17 protein-coding genes and 3 pseudogenes are annotated in these 16,949 nt (G+C 64.0%); 11 read left to right on the top strand and 9 right to left on the bottom strand.

All coding sequences use genetic code 11. The annotated features are described in order from the left end of the window. The 3 genes and pseudogenes from ACHMW6_RS11960 (at position 1) to ACHMW6_RS11950 (ending at position 4,695) form a co-directional block, all read left to right on the top strand. Entirely contained in the window at positions 1–3,288 is a 3,288-nt protein-coding gene (locus tag ACHMW6_RS11960) for an efflux RND transporter permease subunit (RefSeq protein WP_395407307.1), read from the top strand. Further along, positions 3,285–3,716 (top strand): annotated as a pseudogene (locus ACHMW6_RS11955) (hypothetical protein); the annotation flags it as partial. The gene ACHMW6_RS11960 and the pseudogene ACHMW6_RS11955, both read left to right, overlap by 4 nt. A gap of 85 nt (positions 3,717–3,801) precedes the next feature. Further along, positions 3,802–4,695 (top strand): TolC family protein, encoded by an 894-nt coding sequence (locus ACHMW6_RS11950; protein ID WP_395407306.1) that lies wholly within the window; start codon positions 3,802–3,804, stop codon positions 4,693–4,695. 63 nt (positions 4,696–4,758) lie between these two features. Here the strand turns inward: ACHMW6_RS11950 and ACHMW6_RS11945 are convergent, their stop codons facing one another. The 3 genes and pseudogenes from ACHMW6_RS11945 to ACHMW6_RS11935 form a co-directional block, all read right to left on the bottom strand. Continuing rightward, on the bottom strand, positions 4,759–4,941 hold the full coding sequence (locus tag ACHMW6_RS11945; RefSeq protein WP_395408588.1) for a helix-turn-helix domain-containing protein: 183 nt from the start codon (positions 4,939–4,941) through the stop codon (positions 4,759–4,761). A gap of 104 nt (positions 4,942–5,045) precedes the next feature. Further along, positions 5,046–5,396 (bottom strand): hypothetical protein, encoded by a 351-nt coding sequence (locus ACHMW6_RS11940; protein WP_395408587.1) that lies wholly within the window; start codon positions 5,394–5,396, stop codon positions 5,046–5,048. Positions 5,397–5,511: 115 nt separating this feature from the next. Further along, positions 5,512–5,910, bottom strand: a pseudogene (locus tag ACHMW6_RS11935) (sugar diacid recognition domain-containing protein); the annotation flags it as partial. A 132-nt stretch (positions 5,911–6,042) separates the two neighbouring features. On the opposite strand from ACHMW6_RS11935, the pseudogene ACHMW6_RS11930 reads away from it, so the two are divergent. From ACHMW6_RS11930 to ACHMW6_RS11920, 3 genes and pseudogenes are all read left to right on the top strand, one after another. Continuing rightward, positions 6,043–7,375 (top strand): annotated as a pseudogene (locus ACHMW6_RS11930) (MFS transporter). 11 nt (positions 7,376–7,386) lie between these two features. Continuing rightward, positions 7,387–8,655 carry a glycerate kinase gene (locus tag ACHMW6_RS11925; RefSeq protein WP_395407304.1) on the top strand — a complete coding sequence of 423 codons (1,269 nt, stop codon included), beginning with the start codon at positions 7,387–7,389 and terminating at the stop codon, positions 8,653–8,655. 26 nt (positions 8,656–8,681) lie between these two features. Then, the gene (locus tag ACHMW6_RS11920; RefSeq protein WP_395407303.1) at positions 8,682–9,167 is read left to right on the top strand and encodes a Dps family protein; all 486 of its coding nucleotides are present in this window, start codon (positions 8,682–8,684) and stop codon (positions 9,165–9,167) included. On the opposite strand, the gene ACHMW6_RS11915 is transcribed toward ACHMW6_RS11920, so the two are convergent. Genes ACHMW6_RS11915 through ACHMW6_RS11895 form a run of 5 tightly spaced genes read right to left on the bottom strand, consistent with a single transcriptional unit; the run spans position 9,168 to position 11,945 of the window. Then, complete coding sequence (locus ACHMW6_RS11915) at positions 9,168–9,617, bottom strand: MarR family winged helix-turn-helix transcriptional regulator (protein ID WP_395407302.1); 450 nt, start codon at positions 9,615–9,617, stop codon at positions 9,168–9,170. A gap of 30 nt (positions 9,618–9,647) precedes the next feature. Next, on the bottom strand, positions 9,648–10,217 hold the full coding sequence (locus ACHMW6_RS11910) for a flavin reductase family protein (RefSeq protein WP_395407301.1): 570 nt from the start codon (positions 10,215–10,217) through the stop codon (positions 9,648–9,650). A gap of 2 nt (positions 10,218–10,219) precedes the next feature. Beyond that, positions 10,220–10,855 (bottom strand): NAD-dependent dehydratase, encoded by a 636-nt coding sequence (locus ACHMW6_RS11905; protein WP_395407300.1) that lies wholly within the window; start codon positions 10,853–10,855, stop codon positions 10,220–10,222. Positions 10,856–10,864: 9 nt separating this feature from the next. Beyond that, entirely contained in the window at positions 10,865–11,602 is a 738-nt protein-coding gene (locus tag ACHMW6_RS11900; protein ID WP_395407299.1) for an LrgB family protein, read from the bottom strand. Next, on the bottom strand, positions 11,595–11,945 hold the full coding sequence (locus ACHMW6_RS11895; protein WP_395407298.1) for a CidA/LrgA family protein: 351 nt from the start codon (positions 11,943–11,945) through the stop codon (positions 11,595–11,597). The genes ACHMW6_RS11900 and ACHMW6_RS11895 overlap by 8 nt, the downstream gene beginning before the upstream one ends. A gap of 143 nt (positions 11,946–12,088) precedes the next feature. Here ACHMW6_RS11895 and ACHMW6_RS11890 point away from each other — a divergent pair, with 143 nt between their 5' ends. From ACHMW6_RS11890 to ACHMW6_RS11870, 5 genes are all read left to right on the top strand, one after another. Then, entirely contained in the window at positions 12,089–13,072 is a 984-nt protein-coding gene (locus ACHMW6_RS11890) for a catalase family peroxidase (RefSeq protein WP_395407297.1), read from the top strand. An 81-nt stretch (positions 13,073–13,153) separates the two neighbouring features. Further along, a complete protein-coding gene (locus ACHMW6_RS11885) occupies positions 13,154–13,519 on the top strand; it encodes a hypothetical protein (protein ID WP_395407296.1) in 366 nt (121 codons plus the stop codon). 153 nt (positions 13,520–13,672) lie between these two features. Beyond that, a complete protein-coding gene (locus ACHMW6_RS11880) occupies positions 13,673–14,251 on the top strand; it encodes an acyltransferase family protein (RefSeq protein WP_395407295.1) in 579 nt (192 codons plus the stop codon). A gap of 54 nt (positions 14,252–14,305) precedes the next feature. Then, a protein-coding gene (locus ACHMW6_RS11875; RefSeq protein ID WP_395407294.1) for an IS3 family transposase occupies positions 14,306–15,564 on the top strand; the annotation gives its coding sequence in 2 pieces (ribosomal slippage) (positions 14,306–14,645 and positions 14,645–15,564; 1,260 coding nt in all). 43 nt (positions 15,565–15,607) lie between these two features. Further along, entirely contained in the window at positions 15,608–16,258 is a 651-nt protein-coding gene (locus ACHMW6_RS11870; RefSeq protein ID WP_395407293.1) for an acyltransferase family protein, read from the top strand. Between the two features lie 90 nt (positions 16,259–16,348). Here ACHMW6_RS11870 and ACHMW6_RS11865 read toward each other — a convergent pair whose 3' ends face one another. Next, a complete protein-coding gene (locus ACHMW6_RS11865) occupies positions 16,349–16,723 on the bottom strand; it encodes a response regulator (RefSeq protein WP_395407292.1) in 375 nt (124 codons plus the stop codon). Positions 16,724–16,949: the final 226 nt, after the last annotated feature.

The raw sequence follows: 16,949 nt of genomic DNA, 5'->3' as shown, positions 1-16,949 counted from the left end.
ATGGACATCTCAAAGTATTTCATTGAGCACCCGCGCCTTGCCACCGTCATCTCGATCTTCATCTTCCTGACCGGCCTGCTGGCGATCTTCCAGTTGCCGATCTCGGAATATCCGGAAGTGGCGCCGCCGCAGATCGTGGTGCGCGCCCAGTTCCCCGGCGCCAACCCGCGCGTGATTTCGGAAACGGTGGCCGCACCGCTGGAAGAACAGATCAACGGCCTGGAAAACGTGCTTTACTTCCAGAGCCAGGCCACGGCGGACGGCAGCGTGAGCATCACCGTCACCTTCAAGATCGGCACCGTGCCGGAACAGGCTGAAACGGCGGTGCAGAACCGCATCAACCGCGCCCTGCCCCGCCTGCCGGATATCACGCGCCAGATCGGCGTGACCACCGAGAAGCAGGCGCCCAACCTGACCATGGTGGTGCACATGGTCAGCCCGGACAACAGCCACGACACGCTCTACCTGCGCAATTACGCCAACCTCTATGTGCGCGACGACCTGCTGCGCATCCCCGGCATGGGCTCCGTGCTCCTGTTCGGCGCGGGCGACTATGCAATGCGCATCTGGCTCGACCCGCAAAAGCTGGCTTCGCGCAGCATGACTTCCGCCGACGTGGTAAGCGCCATCCGCGAACAGAACACGCAGGTGGCAGCCGGCGTGGTCGGCGCGCCGCCGGCGGTCAACAACACCGAGTTCCAGCTGGCCGTCAACGCCCAGGGCCGCCTGGTCAGGGAAGAGGACTTCGCCAACATCATCGTGCGCAGCGATCCGCGCACGGGCGCCGTGGTGAGAGTGAAGGATGTGGGCCGCGTCGAGATGAGCGCCAACTCCTACGCCTTGCGCAGCCTCCTGAACAACAAGGAAGCGGTGGCCATCGGTATCTTCCAGTCGCCCGGCTCGAATGCCCTGGCGCTGTCGGACAATGTGCGCTCCACCATGGCGCGCCTGAAGCAGAGCTTCCCCCAGGGCGTGGACTACGACATCGTCTACGACCCCACGCGCTTCGTGCAGACTTCGATCGAGAAGGTGGTGCATACGCTGATTGAAGCCGTGCTGCTGGTGGTGCTGGTGGTGATCATCTTCCTGCAGACCTGGCGCGCTTCCGTGATCCCCTTGCTGGCCGTGCCGGTATCGATCGTCGGCACTTTCGGCGTGCTGCTCCTGCTTGGCTACTCGATCAATACCCTGACCCTGTTCGGCCTCGTGCTCGCCATCGGTATCGTGGTGGACGACGCCATCGTGGTGGTGGAAAACGTTGAGCGCAATATCGCGGACGGCCTCACGCCGCACGCCGCCACGCACAAGGCGATGAGTGAGGTGAGCGGGCCAATTGTCGCCATTGCCCTGGTGCTGTGCGCGGTGTTCATTCCGCTGACCTTCGTGCCCGGCCTCTCCGGCCAGTTCTACAAGCAGTTCGCGGTCACCATCGCCATTTCCACCGTGATCTCCGCCATCAATTCGCTGACCCTGTCACCCGCCATGGCGGCGCTGCTGCTGCGGCCACATGATGCACCGAAAGACAAGATCATGCTCGTGATGGACAAGCTGTTCGGCCGCTTCTTCCACTGGTTTAACTGCTTCTTCCAGCGCCAGAGCAAGAAGTACAGCCGCGGTGTCGGCACCATCCTGAAACGCAAATCGGCCGCGCTGCTGGTCTATGGCGTGCTGCTGGCCTGCACCGCCCTGCTGTTCGGCGTGGTGCCCAGCGGCTTTGTGCCGGCGCCGGACAAGCAATACCTGATCGGCGTGGCTCAGTTGCCCGCCGGCGCCACCCTGGGCCGCACCGAGAAAGTCATCCGCGACATGAGCGACATCGCGCTCAGGGTCCCCGGCATCGAGAACTCGATCGGCTTCCCCGGCCTTTCCATCGCCGGCTTCTCGGCCGCGCCCAACGAGGGCATCGTGTTCTTCGGCCTAGCCTCGTTCGAGGAACGCACCTCGTCCGCCCTGTCGAAGGACGCCATCCTTGGCAAGGTGAACGGCGCCATGCAGCAGATCCAGGGCGCGCGCATATTCGTGGTGCCGCCGCCTGCCGTCGAGGGCCTGGGCGCAGCCGGCGGCTTCAAGCTGCAGATCCAGGACCGCGGCAGCCAGGGTGAACAGGCGCTGTACGGCAGCGTGTGGGGCATTCTGGGACCGATCTACGGCAATCAAAAGTCCACCATTGCCACGCCCTACTCCACCTACGACGTCAACGTGCCGCAACTGTTTGCGGACATCGACCGTACCAAGGCCAAGCAAATGGGCCTGCCGCTGCAGGCGATCTACGATACCCTGCAGATCAATCTCGGCTCGCTGTACGTGAACGACTTCACGCGCTTCGGCAAGACTTACCAGGTGGTGGTGCAGGCGGATGCGCCCTACCGCGCCAATGCGGACAACATCACGCGCCTGGAAACACGCAACAGCGATGGGCAGATGGTGCAGCTGGGCTCCGTCATGCAGATCAATCCCACCTTCGGCCCGACCCGCGTGACGCGCTATAACGGCTTCCCCTCGGCGGACATTAACGGCGCTCCCAAGCCAGGCTTCTCCAGCGGCCAGGCCGAAGCGGAAATCGAGAAGATGCTGAAGTCCCTGCCGCGCGGCATGGCCTTCGAATGGACCGACCTGACCTACCAGGACCGCCTCACCCGCGACATCACCCTGCCCGTGGTCGGCTACAAAGTCCCCACGCTGGCTGCGGTGCTGTTCCTCTCCGTGGTGCTGGTGGTGCTGGTGCTCACGGCGCAGTATGAGAGCTGGAGCCTGCCGATGGCGATCATCCTGATCGTGCCGATGTGTATCCTGTGCGCGCTGTTTGGCGTATGGCTGTCGCATTTCCCGCCGTTCCGGCAGACGGGCGACCTGAATATATTCACCCAGGTGGCCCTGGTCGTGCTGGTCGGCCTGGCGTGCAAGAACGCGATCCTGATCGTGGAATTCGCCAAGGAGCTGGAAGAGCGCGGCATGCCCATGCTTGACGCGGTGATGGAAGCCTGCCACCTTCGGCTGCGTCCCATCCTGATGACGTCGATCGCCTTCTGCGCCGGTGTGATTCCGCTGATCCTCGGCAGCGGCGCGGGCAGCGAAATGCGCCGCGCCATGGGGATCGCCGTGTTCTCCGGCATGGTGGGCGTGACCTTCTTCGGCATCTTCCTCACGCCCGTGTTCTACAGCCTGGTGCGCAAGAGCACCGAGAAGGGCCGCGCGCATGCCGCCGAAGTGCGGCGCACTGTCGAAGCCGCCGCCCATCCCTTCCACGCCGGCATCGACGATGCCGAACCGCCAAAGGGGAAATCATGATGCGCGCACCTTCCCCCCTGCTGCGTGCCGGCGCCCTGCTCGCGCTGGCCACGCTTGCCGCCTGCACGCACGCGCCGCAACTGGCGCGCTATCAGCCGCCGGCGCAAACCGGCTTTGTCAACGCCCCCGACCAGGCCAGCACCGGCGAGCCGGTGGCCGAGTTCTGGCAGCGCTTTCAGGATGAGGAACTGACGTCCCTCATCCAGCGCGCCCTGAAAGCCAATACGGACGTGCGCGCGGCCGCTGCCAGCCTGGCAGAAGCGCGCGCCGTCGGCCGCCTGGCCGATGCCGACCTGTTCCCGTCCGTGAATGTGAACGCGGGCGCCGCGCGCATCCGCGCCAAGAATGCGGATGGCGTGCCGCAAACAAACAATGCCTACTCGGCCGGCCTCGATGTGCTGTGGGAAGCGGACGTGTTCGGCCGCCTGAGCGACGCGCGGCGCGCCGCGCAGGCCGGCGTGCTGGCCGGCGAAGCGGGCTACCGCGCGGCCCCAGCTGAGCATTGCCGCCGAGGTGGCGCGCAATTACTTCAATCTGCGCGGCCTGCAGGAACAGCTGCGCGTGGCCATCGCTTCGCTGGAAACCCAGCGCGCCGCCCTGCAGCTGGTGGAAGCGCGCGAAGGTGCGGGCCGCGGCACGGCCCTGGATACGGAACGCGCCCGCGCCCTGGTGCAATCGACGGCCGCCAGCGTGCCCGCGTTCGAGTCCGCCCTGGCACGCACACGCTACCGCCTGGCGGTGCTGTGCGGCCTGTCGCCCACCGCGCTCGACACCGAGCTCGGGACCGTGCAGCCCCTGCCCGGATTGAAGACGGTGGACCTGGGCGGCATCGGCACGCCGCAGGATCTGCTGCGCCGCCGTCCGGACGTGCAGGTGGCCGAGGCCCAGCTTGCCGCCGCCGCCGCCAACATCGGCGTAGCGCGCAGCGCCTGGTTCCCCACCATCACGCTGGGCGGCACCATCGGCCAGAACGCCTCGCACATCGGCGACCTGGGCAAAGGCGCGTCCTACGCCTACAACCTGGGCGCCCAGCTGACCTGGAACCTGCTCGACTTCGGCCGCATCCGCGCCAATATCGCCGCAGCGGATGCACGCGGCGAAGCGGCAGCTGCCAATTACGAGCGGGCCGTGCTGGCGGCGCTGGAGGAAACGGAAGGCGCCTTCATGAACTACACGCGCTCACAGCAACAGGCCGCCCTGCTGTTCGACGCCGTCGTCTCCTCCGAACAGGCAGCGCTCATCGCGCGCGAGCGCTTCTCCGTCGGCTCCACCGATTTCCTCGTGGTGCTGGACGCCGAACGCGAACTACTCTCCGCCCGCGACCGCCTGGCCCAAGCCCAGGCCGGCGCCGCCGGCTCCCTCGTAGTCGTCTACAAAGCCCTCGCCGGCGGCTGGGGCTCCCCTTAAAACCAGAGGCGTAAGCCAGGTGTCTGCCACATCGTGGCAGACACCAGTCTCTGCCGTGGGTTCTTAGACCGCCAACTGCAGTGCCACGTAGAGCAGCAGCCTATCATCCGTCGCCCCCAGATCAAGCCCCGTCAGCTCAGTAATCTTCTGCAATCGGTAATCCAGCGTATTGCGATGAATATGCAGCGCCTTGGCCGTAGCCACGGGCTGGCTGTTATGAGCAAACCACGCCGCCAGCGTTTTCACCAGCGTGCCGGACTTGCGGTCGAAGTCGCGCAGGCGCTGCAAGGGCTGGCGCAACTGGTCCGCCTGCCAGCCCACGTCGAGGCCGGACAGCAGCACCGGCAGACTCAATTCGTAATACGAAAACAGCTGGCGCTCCGGCTGCCGCTGGCGCCCACGCGCGCCGCCCGCCGGGCCGATTCGTAGGATGAAGCCGCACCCTCCAATTCCGGCAGCGCGATCCCCATGGCCAGCAGCCAGGGCATCGTCAAGGCCTGCGCCAGCACTTCGCCCAGCGTTCCCAGGCGGCGACGCGCCTGCGCCGCTTCCCCGCCCGCCGGCGTGGGCTCGAAGCGGTCCAGCATCGCCATTTCGCGCGGCGTGATCACCGCCGTCAATAGCGCCGGCCAGCGCGCCGCCAGCGCCGATTGCGCGCGCTGCAGCTCTGCCAACGCCAGGTCGGGGACGCACGCTTTCATCGGACAACTGCAGCACCAGCACCGTGCGCGGCTGCTGCAAGTCCAGGCCCAGGCGCGCCGCCCACGCTTCCATCGCCGCCGGCGCTACGCCGGTCTGGCGCACCAGCTGGTAGATGAATTCCTCGCGGTAGCCCTTCTCCCGCTGCAGTTCGCCCGTCAGCTGCGCCTGCTCCAGGATCATTTCCGCGGTCAGGCAAACCAGTTCGCCGAACTGGCGCACGTCTTCCGGCTGGCCGGTGATGCCAACCACGCCGCAGATTTCGCCGCGCACGGACAGCGGCAGGTTGATGCCCGCCTGCGCGCCCGGCAGGTGCGGCAGCGTAGCCGCATCGACTTCGATCACGCCATGACGGGACAGCGCCAGCTGCGCGCCCGCATGCACGGTGCCGATGCGCGCCGGGTTGCCGCTGGCGACGATCACGCCGCGCGCGTCCATCACGTTCACATTGAACGGGATGATTTTCATTGTTCTTTCAACAATCTGCTGCGCCAGCGCAGCGCTGATGACGGCCATCGTCCCGCCTCTTTTGTGCAAATGCACTAATTTTAGCGCAGCCGGAGCGCCAATATCGGTGCGTCGGCACGCTGCGCCGCGCGGCTGGCCGATCCTACAATGGCCGGCACGGATAACAAAAGGAGACCCCGTATGACCACCACCGCCCAGGCGGCGCAGCCCATCGGCCGCGCGGCAGAGCAATCCGTCCTGGAAGGCGCTTACCGCAAGGTGACGCTGCACCTGATTCCCTTCATCTTCATCTGCTACCTGTTCAACTACCTGGATCGCGTGAACGTGGGCTTCGCCAAGCTGCAGATGCTGGATGCGCTGAAGTGGAGCGAAACCATCTACGGCCTGGGCGCCGGCATCTTCTTTATCGGCTATGTGCTGAGCGGCGTGCCCGCCAACCTGCTGCTGCACCGCCTGGGCGCGCGCCGCGTGCTCGGCACGCTGATGGTGGCCTGGGGCGCGGCCTCCGCGGCGCTGATGTTCGTCACCACTCCTTTTGAGTTTTATGCGCTGCGCTTCGTGACGGGCGTGTTCGAGGCGGGCTTCTTCCCCGGCATCGTGTTGTACTTCACGAACTGGTATCCGTCCTCGCGCCGCGGCCGCATCATGGGCCTGTTCATGTCCGCCATTCCGATTTCCGGTGTGCTGGGCAGCCCGCTGTCCGGCTGGATGATGCAGCACTTTGCCGACACCCACGGCCTGGCCGGCTGGCAGTGGATGTTCCTGCTCCAGGGTCTGCCGACCGTCGCCCTCGGTCTGCTGGTCTATGTGCTGCTGAACGACGGCATCGACCAGGCAAAGTGGCTGAGCGCCGAAGAAAAGCGCCTGCTGAACGCGGAACTGGCCGAGGATGAAAACCAGCGCCGCGCCATCGCGCAAACGTCCGAATCCTTCGCCAGCGTGTTGCGCAACGGCCAGGTCTGGATGCTGGGCGTGATCTACTTCTGCCTGCAGATGGGCGTGTATGCGATCAATTTCTGGCTGCCGACCATCGTCAAGTCGCTCGGTTTTCAACAGCCCCGTCACAGTGGGCTGGATCAGCGCCATCCCCTACTTCTTCGCCTGCCTGTTCATGATCTGGGTCGGCCGTTCGGCGGACGCGCGCAAGGAACGCCGCTGGCACCTGAGCGGCCCGATGCTGCTGGGCCTTGCCGGCCTGATGATCGCGACCCAGGCCGCGGGCAATCCGGTTGTCGCCATCATTGGCCTGTCGATGGCGACCATGGGCGCGCTTACCGGCCTGCCGATGTTCTGGCCACTGCCGACCGCCTTCCTGGGCAGCGCGGCAGCGGCAGGCGGCCTGGCGCTGATTAACTCGCTGGGCCAGATCGCCGGCTTCGTCAGCCCCTTCCTGGTGGGCTGGATCAAGGACAAGACGGGCGGCACGGACGTGGCGCTGTATGTGCTTTCCGGCGTGCTGCTGCTGGGCGCCATCCTCGTGCTGCGCATCCCTGCGCGCACCGTGAACCGCTAAGGAGAAGAGCCATGTCCAAGCAGCGCGACCTGCTCAAGCAAATGTTCGATGCCGCCATCGCGTCGGCCCAGCCAGCCCTGTGCATTCCGCCCCACCTGCCCGCGAAGCCGAAGGGCCGCCTGATTGTCATCGGCGCCGGCAAGGCTTCGGCCGCGATGGCGCAGGCTGTGGAGCGCAACTGGGACGGTCCGCTCAGCGGCCTGGTCGTCACGCGCTACGGTTATGCGGTCCCCTGCGAGCGCATCGAGATCGTGGAAGCGGCGCATCCAGTGCCGGACGAGGCGGGACTCGTTGCCGCACGCCGCATCCTGGACACGGTGCGTGGCCTCACGCCGGACGATACGGTGCTGTGCCTGATTTCCGGCGGCGGTTCCGCCCTGCTCGCCCTGCCGCTGGAAGGCATCTCGCTGGAAGACAAGCAGCATGTGAGCCGCGAGCTGCTGCGCTGCGGCGCCACCATCGGCGAAATGAACTGCGTGCGGCGTCACCTGTCCGCCATCAAGGGCGGCCGCCTGGCCGCCGCCTGCCACCCGGCGAAAGTGGTCACGCTGGCGATTTCGGACGTCCCCGGCGACAATCCCTGCGACATCGCCTCCGGCCCCACCGTCGCCGATCCCACCACCTGCGGGGACGCGCTGGCCCTCGTGCGGCGCTACGGCATCGACTTGCCGGCCCATGTGCTGGCCGTGCTGGAAAGCGGCCGCGGCGAATCCGTGAAGCCGGGCGACCCGCGCCTGGAAAACACGGAGCTGCGCATGATCGCCACGCCGCAGATGGCGCTGGAAGCGGCGGCCCGCGTGGCGCGCGAGGCGGACGTCACGCCCTACATCCTGGGCGACAGCGTCGAAGGCGAAGCGCGCGACGTGGGCAAGGTGATGGCCGCGATGGCGCGCCAGGCAGCCGTGCATGGCCAGCCTTTCGCCGCGCCGTGCGTGCTGATCTCCGGCGGCGAAACCACCGTCACCGTGCGCGGCCAGGGCCGCGGCGGGCGCAACGTGGAATTCCTGCTCTCGCTGGGCATCGCACTGGATGGCCTGCCCGGCGTCCATGCGCTGGCCGGCGATACGGATGGCGTGGACGGCCAGGAAGAGATTGCCGGCGCCGTGCTGGCGCCGGATACGCTGGCGCGCGCCTGGGCCCAGGGCATGCGCCCGCGCGATGCGCTGGACAACAACGATGGCCACGGTTTCTTCGGCGCACTCGGCGATTCCGTGATCACGGGACCCACGCTCACCAATGTGAACGATTTCCGCGCGATTTTGATAGGCGGGCTACAATAAGTCTCCGTTAAAAAAGGAGCCTGACGATGGATGCAAAAGCGCCCAAGATCGACATCGGTATGACGGATGAAAGCCGCGGCAAGATCGCCGCCGGCCTTTCCCGCCTGCTGGCCGACAGCTACACCCTGTACCTGATGACCCACAACTTCCACTGGAACGTGAAGGGTCCGATGTTCAACTCCCTGCATTTGATGTTCATGACCCAGTACAGCGAGCAATGGACCGCGCTGGACCTGATCGCTGAGCGCATCCGCGCCCTCGGCTATCCGGCGCCGGGCACCTATGCGGAATTCGTGAAGCTGGCGACGATCAAGGAAGTGGAAGGCGTGCCGAAGGCGATGGAGATGGTGGGCCACCTCGTCACCGCACAGGAAGCCACGGCCCGCACCGCGCGCGAACTGCTGCCGTTGGCTGACGAAGCCAACGACCAGCCGACGATGGACCTGCTGACCCAGCGCCTGGACGTGCACGAGAAGACTGCGTGGATGCTGCGCAGCCTGCTGGAAGAGTAATTATTCGCCGAGGGTTGCCGCCAGGTTGGCGTTGAGGGAATTCAGGTCGTCCATCATGCGCTGGACCTGTTCCACCGTGATGCCGGCCGATTCCGCGATGTGTTTCTGGATCAGGCAACCATCCTTGCGCAGGGCCTTGCCTGCGTCGGTCAGCGTCAGCACGCGATTGCGCTCGTCGTTCGGGTCGCGGTCGCGGTTGACGTAGCCCACCGCCTCCAGCCGCTTCACCAGCGGCGTGATCGAGCCTGGGTCCTGCCCCAGCCGCTCGGCCAGATCCTTGATGCCCAGCCCTTCCTCCTCCCACAGAATCACCATCACAAGATATTGCGGATAGGTGAGATTCAGCGCCGACAGCATCGGTTTGTAGATCTGCGTCATCTTCAGCGAAGTCGAATACAGCTTGAAGCACAGGTGCAGGTCGAGCGTGTCGGGGATGTGTTTGGCTGCCATGTAGGTCTCATCGAAAGCGATAGACGGATTTTACACGTCCAGCGCTTCCCCTATTGCGTAGAAATGGCCGCCCGCCACATAGTGCAGGCTGCGCCACTGCGGGTCGGCGTTTTCATACTCCCAGTGGCCATCGCGGAACACCCGCGTGTCGGCCCAGGCGCCGATGATTTCACCGATGAACAGGTCATAGGTCTGCTGGTTGTGCGGCTCGGGGATCAGCCGGCAGGCCAGCCATGCCGAGCTGCCCGCGACGAAGGGCATGTCATGGCCGTCGATCTGGAACAGCGCCACGCCGGCCTGTTGCAGCTTGTCCGGCTCATTCAGCATGCTGCGCGTGCCGACCTGGTGCGTCAGCTGCAGCTGGCCGGCGTTCGGCACCTGGATCACGAAATGGCCGCTTTGCTCGATCAGCGCGCGCGTGGCGGCGCTCTTGTCCAGCACCACGGTCAGCTTGGGCGGCATGAAGTCCAGCGCACAGGCCCAGGCGGCGGCCATCACATTGTCCACGCCATTATGGCGGGCCGAGACCAGCACGGTCGGGCCGTGGTTGATAAGGCGGCTGGCTTTATCCAGCGCGACGGGAGCGATATGGCTGTCCATGTCTAAGTTCCTGATAGTTGATCCGATGAGATGACATTCACGCCATGCGCGGGATAGATGGCCGATTCGATCATGGCGCGTGCAATCACGGGCGCGGGGCTGATGCGCCAGGCTGTCGGCAGCACAGGGGCGAGCGCGCCCAGCACGGGCAGCCAGAGGCGCTCGACCAGTCGGAACTCTTCGCGCGCGCCGCCGATCATGCCGGGCCGCACCAGCGTCAGTGACGGGAAGCCCAGCGCGGCAAGGTCGCGCTCCAGCTCTCCTTTGGTGCGGTTGTAGAAGATGTGCGAGAAGGGATCGGCGCCGAATGCGGAGTTCAGCACATAGGTCGGTGTCCCGGCCTGCCGCGCGCGGCGCCCCACTTCCAGCGGATAGTCGTAATCCACGCGCCGGAACGCTTGCTTCGAACCGGCGGTCCTGATCGTCGTGCCCAGCGTGCACAGGACGGCGTCCGCCTTCCACCATGGCGCATCTTCAGGCAGCCGGTCGAAGTCGACGAATTCCGCCTGCAGCTTCGCGTGCTCGCCCAGCGGCTTGCGCGTGAGCGCGGTCACGCGGCCGACGGCCGGCGACGCCAGCGCCAGCTTCAGCACCTCGCGCCCCACGAGTCCACTTGATCCGACGAGCAAAAGTCTCATAAGACCGCATTATCGCACCGCTGCCATCACCCACGGTACCAGCCAGGGCGCCAGCAGCGCCGTGGCGACACCGTTCAGGCCCATGCCCAGTCCTGCAAAGGCGCCCATCTGCGCGCTGACCTGGAAGGCGCGCGCCGTGCCGATGCCATGCGAGGCCACGCCCAGCGCAAAGCCGCGCACCTCATGCTCGGGAATGCGCAGGGCGTTGAACAGGAAGCGCGCCGCGATGGCGCCGAAGATGCCGGTGCCGATCACCATCACTGCCGTCAGCGCGGGCACGCCTCCCAGCCGCTCCGAAATGGCCATGGCAATGGGCGTCGTGGCGGACTTGGGTCCGATGGAGAGCATCAGCTGCTCGCCGCCACCCAGCAACGCCGTAATGCCGACCGCCGACACGATGGCGGTCGCCGATCCACAAACCAGCGCCACGCCCAGCGGCAGCACAGCACGCCGGAAGCGCGGCCACTGCCGGGCCAGCGGCACGGCCAGGGCCACAGTGGCGGGCCCCAGCAGGAAGTGGACAAATTGCGCACCAGCGAAGTAGCGCTGATAGCTCATGCCGCTGGCCAGCAGCACAGCGCTCACCAGTGCAATCGCGATGGCGACGGGATTGGCCAGCGGCGACATGCGGCAGCGCTGGTAGATGGCCTGGGCGATCGCGTAGGCACACAACGTGAGGGTAAGCCCCAGCAACGGCGAGGCGGAAAGGTAGACCCAGAACGGTCCCAGCTCGTTCAGCTTAAACATCGCCCTGCCCCGGTGCGCCCAGCAGGCGCAGGACGACGGCGGTGACGGCCAGCGTCAACAGCGTGCTGCCGATCAGCCCCGCCGCCAGCGCCAGCCAGTGTCCGCTGCCGCTGGACGCCGCCGCCACGATGCCAACGCCGGCGGGTACGAACAGCAGGGAGAGGTGGCGCAGCAGCTCATTGGCCGTGTCTTCGATGCGCTCCTGCAGCGCGGGAAACGCCATCAGCGCAGCGAACAGCAGCAACATGCCAGCAACGGGCCCGGGCACCGGCAGCCCCAGCACATAGACCAGCCCTTCGCCCAGGCATTGAAACACCAGCAGTACCGCCAATGAAGCCAGCATAGATTCCTCCACAGTAAGCGCATTTGCCATGAGCGTAACAGCAAGGGCATCACGATGCATGCAGCGGCCTGCAAACGAACAATTTCTTTCCTATACTTATTGTGCTGTAGCCGTCATAACCAACACTCACCTGGGGAACGAACATGAATCGACGCGCATGTGCCTTGCTTGTCTTTGGTTTCGCAACGCCTGTCCTGCAGTTGGCAATGGCGCAGGAAGAGCCCAAACCCTTGCCGGCCGCGCTGGTCGAAGCACTCAACAAGACCTCCGGCGGACCGCACGCGGGTTTCCGCGCCAATCATGCCAAGGGGGTCATGGCCACTGGAACGTTTACGCCCTCACCAAAGGCTCGGAGCCTGAGCAAGGCTCCGCATTTTATTAAACCGGTACCGGTCACCGTGCGCTTCTCTAACGCGACCGGCGTACCGAACATGCCCGATGCCGATCCCAATGCCAGCCCGCACGGCATGGCCACGCGCTTCCACTTGCCGGGCGGCGGCACGACGGACATCGTCGCCATCTCAGCGAATAGCTTCCCGGTCGCCACGCCGGAAGATTTCCTCTCGCTGCTGCAGGCCGTGGCCTCCAGCGGCCCGGATGCGGCCAAGCCGACGCCGATCGAGCAATTCCTGGGCACCCATCCGGCGGCCATGAAATTCGTCACCACGCCGCGCCCGGCGCCGGAAAGCTTCGGCACGCTGGCCTTCTACGGCGTGAACGCTTTCAAGTTCACCAATGCCAAAGGCGCGGCTTCCTACGCCCGCTATCAGATCATTCCTCTCGCCGGCGAAAAGGCCCTGCCGGAAAAGACCGAGCTGGCGCCGAATTATCTGATGGAAGAGCTGCCGAAACGCCTGGCCAAAGGCCCGATCAAGTTCAAGGTGCTGGCACAGGTGGCCAATGAAGGCGACAAGGTCAACGACCCGACCGAAGTCTGGCCGGCCAGCAATAAGGTCGTTGAGCTGGGCGTCATCACGCTGAACAAGGCGGTTACGGATGCCGAAGCCCAGCGGCAGATCCTTTTCAATCCGGTCGGCCTGCCCGCGGGTATCGAGCCTTCGGACGATCCGGTGCTGGCGATGCGCTTCCCCGCTTATGCGGTGAGCTACGGCCAGCGGCAGAAATAGTGAATGGAAATGTAACGGGAATTGCTAAGCGCTTCCCGTAGCCTAAAATGCAAGGAGGATAACTACACGGGGGATACTGTCATGGACGCCCGTAAAAGCAGTTTGTTCAAGCGCATGATTTTTGCGCTGGCGGCAGGCAGCGCCCTCTCCGGCTGCGCGGTCTATGCTCCCCCTTACGCGACGACCTACGACGGCACCTACTACGATGGCGCGCCCGGGGCGTCGACTTATTACTATCCCTACGGTTACGGCTCCTACGCGTACGGCTACCCGGCCTACGTCTGGCCGCCCGTTTCGCTCAGCTTCGGCTACTACGATCACGGCTATCGCGGTGGCTCATACTGGGGCGGACGCGGCTGGGGCGGCTGGCGCAACCACAGCGGTGCCGGCTACCGAGGCGGTAGCACCGGTGGCGGCAGCCGCGGCGGATGGCGCGGGCGGCGCTGACGCGACAAAACGCCCGTCCCGCGCGCGGCGCTTCGCAATAATCGTTTCCAAGTTTGGTGATTTCCATAATAGGGGACCGCGCCACTGCAGCCGCAGTGCAGGTATCATCGCCAATGATTTAAATATATTAAAATACATTGACCAAGCAAGGAGATGGTCCTGGAAGCGACTTTGGCACCGGAAGGGCAGTCCCGAGCCCGCGACGAGCACGTACGCGGCCTGCAGACCTCTCAAAATACAGCGGCAAGATTTTATCGGCCTGAATTGGACGTACTGCGCTTCATCGCGTTCATGTTCGTCTTTGTAACGCATCGCAACGACCTGGCGCCGATTGATCGGGCTGCGCACCCATGGCTGGACGCGATTTCTCAGATCGGTGTGTTCGGCGTTCCGGTGTTCTTCTTCCTGAGCGCCTTCCTGATCACCGAGCTCCTGGAGCGGGAGCGGCGGATGACCGGCGGTATCAACGTCCGTGCCTTCTACGCCAGGAGAATCCTGCGGATCTGGCCCCTGTATTTTCTCGTCTTCTTCGGCCTGGTCTTCCTCGGCATTTTTCTTCCGGGGGCCGGCGCGAACTCCCTGACAAAATGGCTCTTCTTCATGCTGTTTGCCGGAAACTGGTACATCACATTCAATGGGTGGATTGAATATCCTGTCAATCCGATGTGGAGTCTCTCGGTCGAGGAGCAATTCTATATCCTGATCCCCTTCCTTGCTGAGATAGCCCCCTGAATCGCCGGACACAGTCTATGCGCTATCCTTACGACTAGGAGTAAGACTGTGCATATGACTAAGAACAAGCAAACCGTAGAGGTAGTAACCATCAGCGAGGAGCGCCGGCGACGCTGGAGCGCGGCCGAAAAGGCATCCTTGGTGCGTGAAACGTATGAGCCAGGAATGACCGTGTCGCTGGTGGCGCGCAAGCATGGTATCAGCGCAAGCCAGCTGTTCAACTGGCGCAAGCTTGAGCGCGAAGGGGCACTGATCGCCGTCCAGGCCGGAGAATCGGTAGTGCCTGCCAGTGAATTGGCCGCCGCTCGCGCCGAGATCGCGCAGCTGCAGCGCATGCTCGGCAAAAAGACGTTGGAAGCGGAAATCCTCAAAGAAGCCGTGGACATTGCCCGGTCAAAAAAGTGGATTGCGCGCGCGCCCTTGTTGCCGACGGACGACCAGTGAAGGCGGTCTGCCAGGCATTGGGCGTGGCGCGCTCGCACATTTCCGAATTGAAGACACGACCGGCCGGCTGGACCGATGGCCGTACGGCGCGCGCTCGAGCAGGGGCTGCCGACTTGGCGCTGGCGGATGCGGTACGCGCCGAGATCGGCGAGTTGCCGACCTACGGCTACCGGCGTGCGGGCGCCTTGGTTAATCGCCGGCGCTCGGCCGTGGGCCTGGCGCCGTTCAACCACAAGCGCTTCTATCGCGTAATGAAGGCGTATCGCTTGCTGCTGCCGAAGGCGCCTAAGCGAGTGGCCAGCACGCGTGTCCATGATGGTGTGGTCGCCGTGATGACATCGAACCGACGCTGGTGCTCGGATGGCTTTGAAATCGGCTGCGACAACGGCGACGTCGTCACCGGCGTGTTTCTGAAAGACTGCTGTGATCGCGAGATTATTTCGTGGCGCGCTTGGTCCAGTCGCGGCCTGCCCGGCGAGCCAGTGCGCGACATGTTGGTCGAGGGCGTGGAGGCCCGCTTCGGCAATGCAAAAGTCGGCGCCGGTGTGGAGCTGGAATTCTTGAGCGATAATGGCGGCGCTTTTCGCGCCAAGGAGACCCATGCACTGGTTAAGGACTTGGGCATCAAGCCGGTCCACACACCGGTATGCAGCCCGCAATCCAATGGCATGGCTGAGAGCTTCGTGAACACGTTCAAGCGCGATTACGTCAGTCGAATGGACCGCAGCAGTGCCGACATCGTGTTGCGGCAAATGCCGGCGGCGTTCAAGCATTTCAACGAGATCCATCCGCATTCGTCCTTGGGTTACAAGTCGCCAAGCATGTTTCGGAAAGAGCTAATACGCCGGGCTCAAATCGGCGCTAACTAAGCGATAGGCAGTGTCCGGAAGTAGCGGGGCAAGATCACTTGCCTTGCTTGGGCGGCGCGCATTAATCGCGGTCAACCTTGCTGTGCTTGCCCTCTCATACGTGGTCGTCATTTACTATGCCCAGGGCTTCACAACCGCCTCTTATTTCAGCGGCCAGTGGACCAATAGCTTCGTTCAATTCCAGTTCTTCGCCGGCGGCATGTTGTTGGCGCTCGTCTTGCGCGGCCGGCAGCCCGAGTGGCATATCGCAGGCAGGGCTGGCCTGTTTGCAGTCGCCGTCGCTGCCTGGCTGGTCGCGTACACCGTTTTTGACATCAAAGCCGATAATCCCCAAGCCACCGTAGGCCAGAGTCTGGCGGGCTGGCCTCTAGTGCTGGCCGGTGCGGCATTGATGTTAATTGCCCTGCTCGGTACCCCACGACGGTTCCTGCCCGCGCCGCTGATCTACCTTGGACGCATCTCGTACGGCCTGTACTTGATCCATATTTTCTTTTTCTGGCTGGTGTACGACAAGTGCAAACCCTGGTTAACGCACATCGCCAAAGCGGCAGGTGTCGGCACCTGGCAGGACGCCATCGGCGCACTGATCGCATTTGCCGCATCGGTGTTCTTCGCCTCTGTGCTGTATCACTCTGTCGAAGCCCCCTTCTTGCGGCTGAAACGGCGCTTCACAATCGTTCATTCACGCGGCTGAAGAATTAATGGCCTGCCCAGCAGGAATCGAACCTGTGGCTGCACGTCGGTCCCGCCGGGCAAGCTCTACTTTCTGACTGGTTACGCGACCTTAAGGTCTAGAGTCGGCGCCTCGCTGGTGATAAACTTGATTCAGAACTTCGCTCATCACTATCGGCTTCGCGACGCAGGCATCAAATCCTGCCGAGCCAATAGTAAACATGGACGCCGCATCAGCCAGACTAGAGATAGCCACCACCCTCGTGCGCGCCAGGGTTGGGAAATAGCGCAGTCTGCGCAAGGTCTCGAAGCCGCTAATTCCAGGCATGCTGATGTCCAGCAGTATCAGGGAAGGCCGGTCACGCCTAGCGGAGACGATACATTCCTCTCCTGAGTAGAATGCCTCCGCCTCAATGCCCACTTCATACAGGTCACGAACGACCCTATCGGCCAGTAAATGATCGTCATCAACAATTAGAACTTTCATACCCCCTCCGATTGAATCCTCAAACATCGCTTTTCGCGGTCATCGGTGCTGGAGGTGTCGAGACGCGAGGCGTCCAATTTGCTAACAATACACCCGTCTTAATCGGCGCGCCGTTTTTCTACCGACGGAACCATGCTGGCTCAAGACCGAGGCGAGCAAGTCTCGTAAAGCAGCGGCGAAATTTGCGGCAGCTACACCTTGATCAGAAGGAATTGGGCTATGAAGG

The organism is Pseudoduganella sp. UC29_106 (assembly GCF_044055365.1).
GTDB lineage: Bacteria > Pseudomonadota > Gammaproteobacteria > Burkholderiales > Burkholderiaceae_D > Rugamonas.
This window is presented reverse-complemented; position numbering and strand designations above follow the sequence as displayed.

What these genes read in the sequence shown, in the direction of transcription:
- ACHMW6_RS11960 (WP_395407307.1), top strand. Translation starts at nt 1, where the DNA reads ATGGACATCTCAAAGTATTTCATTGAGCACCCGCGCCTTGCCACCGTC.
- ACHMW6_RS11940 (WP_395408587.1), bottom strand. Translation starts at nt 5,396, where the DNA reads ATGAAAGCGTGCGTCCCCGACCTGGCGTTGGCAGAGCTGCAGCGCGCG.
- ACHMW6_RS11925 (WP_395407304.1), top strand. Translation starts at nt 7,387, where the DNA reads ATGTCCAAGCAGCGCGACCTGCTCAAGCAAATGTTCGATGCCGCCATC.
- ACHMW6_RS11920 (WP_395407303.1), top strand. Translation starts at nt 8,682, where the DNA reads ATGGATGCAAAAGCGCCCAAGATCGACATCGGTATGACGGATGAAAGC.
- ACHMW6_RS11915 (WP_395407302.1), bottom strand. Translation starts at nt 9,617, where the DNA reads ATGGCAGCCAAACACATCCCCGACACGCTCGACCTGCACCTGTGCTTC.
- ACHMW6_RS11910 (WP_395407301.1), bottom strand. Translation starts at nt 10,217, where the DNA reads ATGGACAGCCATATCGCTCCCGTCGCGCTGGATAAAGCCAGCCGCCTT.
- ACHMW6_RS11905 (WP_395407300.1), bottom strand. Translation starts at nt 10,855, where the DNA reads ATGAGACTTTTGCTCGTCGGATCAAGTGGACTCGTGGGGCGCGAGGTG.
- ACHMW6_RS11900 (WP_395407299.1), bottom strand. Translation starts at nt 11,602, where the DNA reads ATGTTTAAGCTGAACGAGCTGGGACCGTTCTGGGTCTACCTTTCCGCC.
- ACHMW6_RS11895 (WP_395407298.1), bottom strand. Translation starts at nt 11,945, where the DNA reads ATGCTGGCTTCATTGGCGGTACTGCTGGTGTTTCAATGCCTGGGCGAA.
- ACHMW6_RS11890 (WP_395407297.1), top strand. Translation starts at nt 12,089, where the DNA reads ATGAATCGACGCGCATGTGCCTTGCTTGTCTTTGGTTTCGCAACGCCT.
- ACHMW6_RS11885 (WP_395407296.1), top strand. Translation starts at nt 13,154, where the DNA reads ATGGACGCCCGTAAAAGCAGTTTGTTCAAGCGCATGATTTTTGCGCTG.
- ACHMW6_RS11880 (WP_395407295.1), top strand. Translation starts at nt 13,673, where the DNA reads ATGGTCCTGGAAGCGACTTTGGCACCGGAAGGGCAGTCCCGAGCCCGC.
- ACHMW6_RS11865 (WP_395407292.1), bottom strand. Translation starts at nt 16,723, where the DNA reads ATGAAAGTTCTAATTGTTGATGACGATCATTTACTGGCCGATAGGGTC.